The sequence below is a fragment of the Stenotrophomonas sp. SMYL8 genome (assembly GCF_036320065.1).
Taxonomy (GTDB): Bacteria; Pseudomonadota; Gammaproteobacteria; order Xanthomonadales; family Xanthomonadaceae; genus Stenotrophomonas; species Stenotrophomonas maltophilia_A.
On the sequence record NZ_JAWIRR010000008.1, the window covers coordinates 56,680 to 65,926 of the forward strand.

At 65.4% G+C, this 9,247-nt stretch carries 9 protein-coding genes; 8 read left to right on the forward strand and 1 reads right to left on the reverse strand.

The features are described 5' to 3' along the window. The first annotated feature begins 86 nt into the window (after positions 1-86). Both V3B25_RS09045 and V3B25_RS09050 read left to right on the forward strand, forming a co-directional pair. A complete protein-coding gene (locus V3B25_RS09045) occupies positions 87-845 on the forward strand; it encodes an SDR family NAD(P)-dependent oxidoreductase (protein WP_107431442.1) in 759 nt (252 codons plus the stop codon). A 145-nt stretch (positions 846-990) separates the two neighbouring features. Next, complete coding sequence (locus tag V3B25_RS09050; protein WP_032129616.1) at positions 991-1,440, forward strand: MgtC/SapB family protein; 450 nt, start codon at positions 991-993, stop codon at positions 1,438-1,440. Between the two features lie 70 nt (positions 1,441-1,510). Here the strand turns inward: V3B25_RS09050 and V3B25_RS09055 are convergent, their stop codons facing one another. Next, positions 1,511-1,903 (reverse strand): hypothetical protein, encoded by a 393-nt coding sequence (locus V3B25_RS09055; protein WP_049422813.1) that lies wholly within the window; start codon positions 1,901-1,903, stop codon positions 1,511-1,513. A 238-nt stretch (positions 1,904-2,141) separates the two neighbouring features. Between V3B25_RS09055 and lldP the strand changes: the two genes are divergently transcribed. The 6 genes from lldP (at position 2,142) to V3B25_RS09085 (ending at position 9,168) form a co-directional block, all read left to right on the forward strand. Then, complete coding sequence (lldP, locus tag V3B25_RS09060) at positions 2,142-3,800, forward strand: L-lactate permease (protein ID WP_154263821.1); 1,659 nt, start codon at positions 2,142-2,144, stop codon at positions 3,798-3,800. A 53-nt stretch (positions 3,801-3,853) separates the two neighbouring features. Beyond that, positions 3,854-4,618 (forward strand): transcriptional regulator LldR, encoded by a 765-nt coding sequence (gene lldR / locus V3B25_RS09065; protein WP_154263819.1) that lies wholly within the window; start codon positions 3,854-3,856, stop codon positions 4,616-4,618. Positions 4,619-4,622: 4 nt separating this feature from the next. Beyond that, positions 4,623-5,762 (forward strand): FMN-dependent L-lactate dehydrogenase LldD, encoded by a 1,140-nt coding sequence (gene lldD, locus V3B25_RS09070; protein ID WP_110712678.1) that lies wholly within the window; start codon positions 4,623-4,625, stop codon positions 5,760-5,762. Beyond that, positions 5,759-7,465 carry a D-lactate dehydrogenase gene (dld, locus tag V3B25_RS09075; RefSeq protein ID WP_329810535.1) on the forward strand — a complete coding sequence of 569 codons (1,707 nt, stop codon included), beginning with the start codon at positions 5,759-5,761 and terminating at the stop codon, positions 7,463-7,465. The genes lldD and dld overlap by 4 nt, the downstream gene beginning before the upstream one ends. Before the next feature lie 92 nt (positions 7,466-7,557). Further along, entirely contained in the window at positions 7,558-8,166 is a 609-nt protein-coding gene (locus V3B25_RS09080) for an SMI1/KNR4 family protein (protein ID WP_201116522.1), read from the forward strand. 117 nt (positions 8,167-8,283) lie between these two features. After that, entirely contained in the window at positions 8,284-9,168 is an 885-nt protein-coding gene (locus V3B25_RS09085; protein WP_182266290.1) for a hypothetical protein, read from the forward strand. Positions 9,169-9,247: the final 79 nt, after the last annotated feature.

Below are 9,247 nucleotides of genomic sequence, written 5' to 3' on the forward strand. Positions count from 1 at the left end.
CGGCCGGGCCATCACGAGCGGGCGCGTAGGGTGGGGCGGTTGGCCATTGCAGGTCACATCGATACCCCCACTGATGGAGAACGCAGATGATTGACTACCAGCTCACCGGCAAGACCGCGATCGTGACCGGCGGCGTGTCCGGTATCGGCCTGGCCGTGGCGCAGACGCTGGCCGCATCCGGTGCCCGTATTTCGGTCTGGGACCTGAAGCAGGATGCAGTCGATGCCACCGTGACGCAGCTGCGCAGTGCCGGTGCACAGGCCATCGGCATTGCGCTGGACGTTACAGACGACGCGGCCGTGGAGGCGGCGGTGCAGCGCACGATCAAGGAACTCGACGGCCTGCATGTGGCAGTCAACAACGCCGGTATCGGCGGGCCGGCCGCAAGCAGCGGTGACTATCCGATCGATGGCTGGCAGCGGGTAATCGACGTCAACCTCACCAGTGTGTTCCTGTGCCAGCGTGCGCAGATCCGGGCAATGCGAGCCGCTGGAACCGGCGGCAGCATCATCAACATGGCCTCGATCCTGGGCCAGGTGGGGTATGCCGGTTCCACCGCTTATGCGGCGGCCAAGCACGGCGTGGTCGGGCTGACCCAGACAGCCGCGTGGGAACATGCCGCCGACGGCATTCGTGTCAACGCGGTCGGCCCGGGCTTCATCAGCACACCCCTGCTGGAGAAGATGGACCCGAAGGTGCGCGCCACGCTGGAAGGCCGTCACGCCTTGAAGCGGCTGGGTACGGCCGAGGAAGTGGCGGCGCTGGTGGCCTGGCTGGCCAGCGACGATGCCTCGTTCGCGACCGGCGCGTACTACGCCATCGATGGTGGCTACCTGGCGCAGTGAGCGAATGCGGTCAGTAGATCCACGCCATGCGTGGAGGAATGCGTGCGGTGAAGAAGGCGTGCGGTGAAGAAGGCGTGCCATCGCCTTCACTCCCGCCCTACGACCGCCGAGCAAGGCTCCGGGAAAAACCGCCGGAGCCTTTGCCATGGAACTCACCCAGGATGTCTCGATCCTGCTGCGCGTGGCCGCAGCAATGCTGTTCGGCGGCGTGCTCGGTGTCGAGCGCGAGATGGGCAAGCACGCTGCGGGCCTGCGCACCCACATGCTGATTGCCGGCGCTGCTGCGCTGATTGTTGGACTCGGCGATTCAGTGGCAGAGCATTTCCAGCAGGAGCGTTACCGCGACCTGCTGCAGGTCGACCCGGTGCGCCTGATCGAAGCCGTGGTCGCCTGCGTCGGCTTCGTTGCCGCCGGCACCATTCTGCGTGGGTCACGCGAGGATCAGGTCAGCGGCCTGACCACGGCCAGCTCGCTGATCATGGCGGCGGCCATCGGCATCGCCGTGGGCATAGGAAAGTACGTGATTGCCATCGGGGTGAGCGTGCTGTGCGTGCTGGTGCTGGCGGTGATGCGGCGGTTGGAGAAGAAGATCTAAGGGGTTGAGGGAGTGGGATCAGAGTCCCTTCGGGGGATCTGATCGTGATTCCAAGGCGGAGTTGAAGCAGTCAGGTCTGCTGCGAAGTGTTGCGCTGCAGGATGGCCAGTGCTCTGGCCAGCATCTGGTCAGGAACATCCGTCGTAGCGCCGTACAGATCTGCGATTCCCACTTCAACGCAGGAACAGATCAGGTCATTCAACTCCTCGTGCTTGTCTGTGGCGATCTGCCCCAACAGAGATGGCGGCAATGGATCGCCTCGACCCGCTATCTGAAGCTCTGAGCCTGCCTGATCCCAGTCTGGCAGGGCCATGGGTTCGCCCGAATCCGGATATGCGCGCAGGTGGGCGATGAGCGCATCCAAGCCTGCATGATTGAGAAGGTTCGCTTCAGCGTAGCCGGCCAGACAGTCAGCTGCCTGTTGCTGCATGGACTGCAGGTCGCGGGTGGGGGCGAGTGTCATTCGTGTACCGGACATTGGGCAGGATCCAGTGTGGTGGATGCGCGCCACGGTCTCAACCGTCTTAATGGTCGTACCAATAATTGATTCTAGCCCTATGGTCTAATAGGCTCTTCGCGCAATCAGCGGTTCAATCTGCGTCCAGTGGCTCCATAAATCCATTATTGGTACTACCAATAATGCTGGAGCCCATGACCGCCCACCCCTGCGGTGTTGAACCCGTCCCCAGTCGAGAGTCTTCATGCAGCCCTGGCAACACCTGTACGACCCCGCCGGCAACCTGTGGTTGTCCAGCCTGATCGCGCTGCTGCCGATCGCGTTCTTCTTCGTCGCCCTGGCCGTGCTGCGCATGAAGGGCTGGCTGGCCGGCACGATCACCGTGGCCATCGCGCTCGGTGTCGCCCTGCTGTTCTACCGCATGCCGCTGAGCCAGGCGCTGGGAGCGGCCGGTTTCGGCTTCGTCTACGGCCTGTGGCCGATCGCCTGGATCATCATCGGCGCGGTATTCCTCTACAAAGTCTCGGTCAAGACCGGGCAGTTCGACATCATCCGCGCCTCGATCCTGTCGGTCACCGAGGACCAGCGCCTGCAGATGCTGATGGTCGGCTTCGCCTTCGGTGCCTTCCTGGAGGGTGCAGCCGGTTTTGGTGCACCGGTGGCGATCACCGCGGCACTGCTGGTCGGGTTGGGCTTCAAACCGCTGTATGCCGCCGGCCTGTGCCTGATCGTCAACACCGCGCCGGTCGCCTTTGGTGCGATGGGCATTCCGATCATCGTGGCCGGGCAGGTCACCGGTCTGGATGCCTTCGAGATCGGCCAGATGGCTGGGCGCCAGCTGCCGTTCCTTACGATCATCGTGCTGTTCTGGATCATGGCGATCATGGATGGCTGGCGCGGCATCAAGGAAACCTGGCCGGCAGTGCTGGTGGCCGGTGGTTCGTTCGCCATCGCGCAGTATCTGACCTCCAACTTCATCGGCCCGGAGCTGCCGGACATCACCGCGTCGCTGGCCTCGCTGGTCTGCCTGACGCTGTTCCTGCGCCGCTGGAAGCCGGTGCGGATCTTCCGTTTCGATACCGAAACCAGCGCCGAGGCGGCCGCACAGGCGCTGGAGGCGCCGCGCTACAGCGTCGGCCAGATCGCCAAGGCATGGTCGCCGTTCCTGATCCTCACCGCGATGGTCACGCTGTGGAGCATCAAACCGTTCAAGTCGCTCTTCGCTGCGGACGGCCCGCTGGAAAGCTGGGTGCTGAAGATCCCGGTGCCGGGCCTGGACCAGATGGTGCAGAAGATGCCGCCGATCGTGGATGCACCGCTCAGCTACGAGGCGATCTACAAGCTCGACTGGTTCTCGGCCACCGGCACCTCGATCATCCTCGCCGCTGTGATCGCCATCATCGCGCTGCGCATGCCGGCCCGTTCGGCGCTGCAGACCTTCGGTGAGACCGTGCGTGAGCTGCGCATGCCGATCTACTCGATCGGCATGGTGCTGGCCTTCGCCTTCATCGCCAATTACTCGGGCCTTTCGGCGACGCTGGCGCTTGCACTGGCGCACACCGGTGATGCGTTCCCGTTCTTCTCGCCGTTCCTGGGCTGGTTGGGCGTGTTCCTGACCGGCTCGGATACTTCATCCAACGCCTTGTTCTCGGCACTGCAGGCGACCACTGCGCAGCAGATCGGCGTGTCCGACGTGCTGCTGGTGGCGGCCAACACCACTGGTGGCGTGACCGGCAAGATGATCTCGCCGCAGTCGATCGCCATTGCCTGCGCGGCGGTCGGCCTGGCCGGCAAGGAATCGGACCTGTTCCGTTTCACGGTCAAGCACAGCCTGATCTTCACCACGATGGTCGGCCTGATCACCCTGGCCCAGGCTTACTGGCTGACCTGGATGATTCCCTGAGCCATGCACGGTCAGCCGACCACCCGCTGCGCGCTTCGGGCCACAATGACGCCATGAGCATGCAACGTATTTCGGACAAGGTGGCCGCGCAGCTGCGCGGCCTGGTGCAGGAACATCGGCTGCAGCCGGGTGACCGGCTGCCGGCCGAACGCACCCTGGCGGTGCAGCTGGGGGTCTCGCGAACGGCGTTGCGCGAGGCCATCGCGCAGTTGGCCAGCCAGGGCCTGCTGACCGCACGGGTCGGTGGCGGCACCTACGTGGCCGAACCCGCGGCGCGCGCGCGGCAGGCGCTGGATGAACCGCTGGCGCCGTACCTGCCGCTGTTCCAGGGCGACCCGGAATACCGCTTCGACGTGCTGGAGATCCGCCACGCGCTGGAAGGTGCCACCGCCTGGCATGCAGCGTTGCGCGCCACCGATGAGGATCGTACGCGCATCGCGCAGGCCTTCCAGACCATGATGGACGCGCACGGCAAGGACGATCCCACCGGTGAAGCCGAGGCCGACGCGGCCTTCCACCTGTCCATCGCCGAGGCCTCGCACAACCTGGTGCTGCTGCAGGTGATGCGCGGCCTGTTCGACCTGCTGCAGACCAACATCTCGCAGAGCCGCGAAAAGCTCTACACCTCGGCGAGGACCTTCTCGCCGTTGTCTGACCAGCACCGCGAGATGATGGACGCGGTGCTTGCCGGCGACCCCGAACGCGCGCGCGCCGCCGCGCATGCCCACCTCGAGTTCGTGCACACCACGCTGCGCACCCTCGATGACAACGAAGCCCGGCGTGCGCGGGCCTCGCGTCTACCTTCCCCACACGGTTGACCCCATGATCATCTCCGCCTCCACCGATTACCGTGCCGCAGCGCAACGCCGGCTGCCGCCGTTCCTGTTCCACTACATCGATGGCGGCGCGTATGCCGAGCACACGCTGAAGCGCAACGTTTCCGACCTGTCCGACATCGCGCTGCGCCAGCGCATCCTGCGCAACATGTCCGACCTGAGCCTGGAAACCGAACTGTTCGGCGAAACGCTGGCGATGCCGGTGGCACTTGCGCCGGTCGGCCTGACCGGCATGTATGCCCGGCGCGGCGAGGTGCAGGCGGCGCGCGCGGCCGACAGTCGAGGCATCCCGTTCACCCTGTCCACCGTATCGGTGTGCCCGATCGAGGAAGTGGCACCGGCCATCCAGCGGCCGATGTGGTTCCAGCTGTATGTACTGCGCGACCGTGGCTTCATGCGCAACGCGCTGGAGCGGGCGCAGGCCGCGGGCGTGACCACCCTGGTGTTCACCGTGGATATGCCGGTGCCGGGTGCGCGCTACCGCGATGCCCACTCGGGGATGAGCGGCCCGAATGCCTCGCTGCGCCGCATCGGCCAGGCCATCACCCATCCGCACTGGGCGTGGGACGTCGGCCTGTTCGGCCGTCCGCATGATCTGGGCAACATCTCCACCTATCGTGGCAACCCGACCGGGCTGGAGGACTATATCGGCTGGCTCGGCAGCAACTTCGATCCCTCCATTTCGTGGAAGGACCTGGAATGGATCCGCGAGTTCTGGAAGGGCCCAATGGTGATCAAGGGCATCCTCGACCCGGATGACGCACGTGATGCGGTCAAGTTCGGCGCCGATGGCATCGTGGTCTCCAACCACGGTGGCCGCCAGCTCGACGGCGTGCTGTCCACCGCGCGTGCATTGCCGGCGATTGCCGATGCGGTGCAGGGCGACCTGAAGATCCTCGCCGATTCCGGCATCCGCACCGGCCTGGACGTGGTGCGCATGCTGGCGTTGGGTGCCGATACCGTGCTGCTGGGCCGTGCCTTCGTCTATGCACTTGCAGCGCAGGGCGAGGCCGGCGTGGCCAACCTGCTGGACCTGATTGCCAAGGAAATGCGCGTGGCGATGACACTGACCGGTGCGCGCCGCATCGCTGACATCGGCCGCGATTCGCTGGTCAACCTGCCGTGAGTGGCCACGATGCCGTGCTGGCGCAGTTGCGCGATGCGGTCGGCAACCGCCATGTACTGACCGGCGACAAGGCCACCCGCCGTTTCCGCCGTGGCTACCGTTTCGGCGACGGCCCGGTGCTGGCGGTGGTGCGCCCGGGGACGCTGCTGGAGCTGTGGCGTGTGCTGCAGGCGGCGGTGCAGGGCGGGGCAGCGATCATCCTGCAGGCGGCCAACACCGGCCTGACCGGTGGCTCGACCCCGGATGGCAACGACTATGGGCGTCCGATCGTGCTGGTCAGCACGCTGCGCATGACCGGCATCCAGCTGTTGAACGAGGGCCGCCAGGTGCTGTGCCTGCCTGGCGCGACGCTGGACCGCCTGGAGCAGACGCTGGCACCACTGGGCCGCGAACCGCATTCGGTGATCGGCTCGTCCTGCATCGGTGCGTCGGTACTCGGTGGCATCTGCAACAACTCCGGCGGCGCGCTGGTGCGCCGTGGCCCGGCCTACACCGAACTGGCACTGTATGCGCAGGTCGATGCGCAGGGCCAGCTGCAGCTGGTCAACCATCTGGGCATCGCGCTGGGCGATACGCCCGAGCAGATCCTGCAGCGCCTGCAAGCTGGCGACTACCGTGCTGCCGACGTTGGGGACGGCGATGGCCGCGCCGCCTCCGATCCACGCTACGCCGAGGAAGTGCGCCGGGTCGATGCCGATACGCCGGCACGCTTCAATGCCGACCCCAGCCGCCACTTCGAGGCCGCCGGGTCTGCCGGCAAGCTGGCAGTATTCGCGGTGCGCCTGGATACCTTCGAGAAGGAGGCGGCCGAAGTCTTCTACATCGGCAGCAACCACACCGACAGCCTGACCGCGATCCGGCGCCAGCTGCTGACCGGCTTCGAACGCCTGCCGATTGCCGGCGAGTACATCCACCGCGATGCCTATGACATCGGCGAACGCTACGGCAAGGACAGCTTCCTGCTGATCGACCGCCTTGGCACCGCCCGCGTGCCGGCCGCCTTCGCACTGAAGAGCCGCGTCGATGGCTGGTTCGAGCGGTTGGGCCTGCGCGGCGTGACCGACCGGGTGATGCAGGTGCTGACCGGCCTGCTGCCCTCGCACCTGCCCAAGCGCATGGGCGAGTTCCGCCAGCGCTACGAGCATCATCTGCTGTTGAAGGTCTCCGCGCAGGACGCCGCGGAAACCGAGGCCTGGCTGCGCGGCTTCTTCGCCGACCATGAGGGCGGCTACTTCCACTGCACGGCCGATGAGGGGCGCAAGGCGTTCCTGCATCGCTTCGCTGTGGCCGGCGCCGCGGTGCGCTACCGCGAGGTACACCGCGACCAGGTGCAGGACATCGTCGCGCTGGACATCGCCCTGCGCCGCGATGATGCCGACTGGTTCGAGCAGCTGCCGGTCGATATCGATGGCCGCCTGCTGCACAAGCTATATTACGGGCACTTCCTGTGCCACGTATTCCACCAGGACTACATCGCGCGCAAAGGCGAAGACCCGATGGCGATCGAGCATGCGATGTGGGCGTTGCTGGACCAGCGTGGCGCCGAGTATCCAGCCGAGCACAACGTCGGCCACCTGTACCCGGCCAAGCCGGCGCTGGCCGGGTTCTACAGGCAGCTGGACCCGAGCAATACCTTCAACCCGGGTATCGGCCAGACGTCGAAGGCGAAGGGGTGGGGTGGCTGCGACTGTAGTGGGCATTAGCGGCGCACTCTCTGAAAATTCGGATCTCTTGCATTCATCACTGATCGGGTTCGCACTAGGCTGAGGTCTTGGCTGAAACGGATACAGAACCAATGCAGAGTGCAGATCAGATATGGGCGTCCATCAAAGCGTCGCTTCACGAGAAGAATTGTCTGGATGAAGTGCAGTTGCGACCGGGAGCTTCCGAAAGCGAGCTGGTTGAACTGGAAGCTCAGCTTGGAGTCGCTTTGCCAGATCTGCTCAGGCAGCTGCTGATGATTCACGACGGGCAGGATGGGGCCGGGCTTCTGTTCGGCACTCAGATGCTCTCGTCCATGGAGATCAGGCGGCAGTGGCAGGGTTGGCGTGAGATCGAGGCCGACGGCATGAACGAGGACTGCGCGGAGTTCATGAAGTCCAGTCCTGCGGGGGTGGTGAAGCCGATGTATACCAATGCACGTTGGATACCGCTGACTCACGATGGTGGCGGCAATCACATGGGATTGGATTTCGACCCCGACATTGACGGTGCTGAAGGACAGATGATTGCCTTTGGTGCGGATGAAGACACCAAGTACCTTCTTGCTCCCACTTTCGCTGACTTCGCTGAGAAGGCTGTGGAGTGGATCACTCAGGCAAGCTGGGATGGTGAGAATCTCGAGTCGTCAACTGATGACGGCTTCGCTCCCCCGGCCATTCTCCGTACTGCTGGAGGGGCGTAGTTGGGAGCGCCGTTCTGACAGGTAGTGTGCCGCTTGGGTTCCGGTTCACCGGGCTGGTCGCGATCGTTCCGTTATTCCTGCGCTACCATCTTGATTCCACGAGCAGGAATCTCATCCATGCCCCCCGTCCTTGCCCGCACGACCGTGTGCGTTGCACTGCTGGCCACCCCGATGCTGGCGCTGGCGCAGGGCTCAATCCTGCCGCAGCAGCGTGACGCTGCGGGCAACGTGATGGAGCCGTTGGGGCAGGTGCTGATCGCCAGTGAGACGGGGCCGGTGGGGCTCTACGAGTGCACGCGGGACGGCAACTGGTGCGTGCGCGTGCAGCCGGTTGCCAAAGATGGTGACCGGCCGACCGTGCTGGAAGTACTTGAGAAGGAACCGGGCCAGGGCACGCCACACACCTACCACGTCAGCATCGACGTGCCGCAGGAAAGCGAGCTGTCGCTGTGGCCGTGGATCGTGCGGCTGGCACCTGGCGTGGGCAGCGATGAACCGGTGACCGACCCGCAGCAGCGCGCCCGCCAGAATGTGCTGGTGGGTGGCATCGTCACGTTCAGCGCCATGTACTCCGGTGGAGGTGCCGACGCATCCACGCTGCAACTGGCACGCGTGCGCCACCTGCAGGACGACATCCAGGTGGACGACGACGTGTTGACCGTGCCATGGCTGGGCAATGCGATGATCCGCGCCTGTTTCAGCGAACAGGACATCAAGCAGCGCGCAGGTGCCTGCCATGACGAATACGGCTTCTCGGCGAAGCTGGCGCTGGATACGGTCGCCGAGGGCATGCCGGTGCTGCGCTACCAGACCGTGGCGACCCGGTTCCCGGCCGGTGTTTCGCGCTTCGAGGATTCGCTGGCCAAGGGGCCGTTGAAGAAGCAGGATCTGCGCACCGAGCAGGACCCGGCGTGCACCTACACGCGGCTGTTCCGCTTCAGCGATGGGGTATTCCACCCCGACCAGGCGCTGCCGGATTGCGCGGGGTATACCGAACCCTGAAATGTAGAGTCGGGGGGGGGGGGGGGGGGGGTGGGGGGGGGGGCGGGGGGGGGGGCGGGGGCGGGGGGGGGGGGCGGGC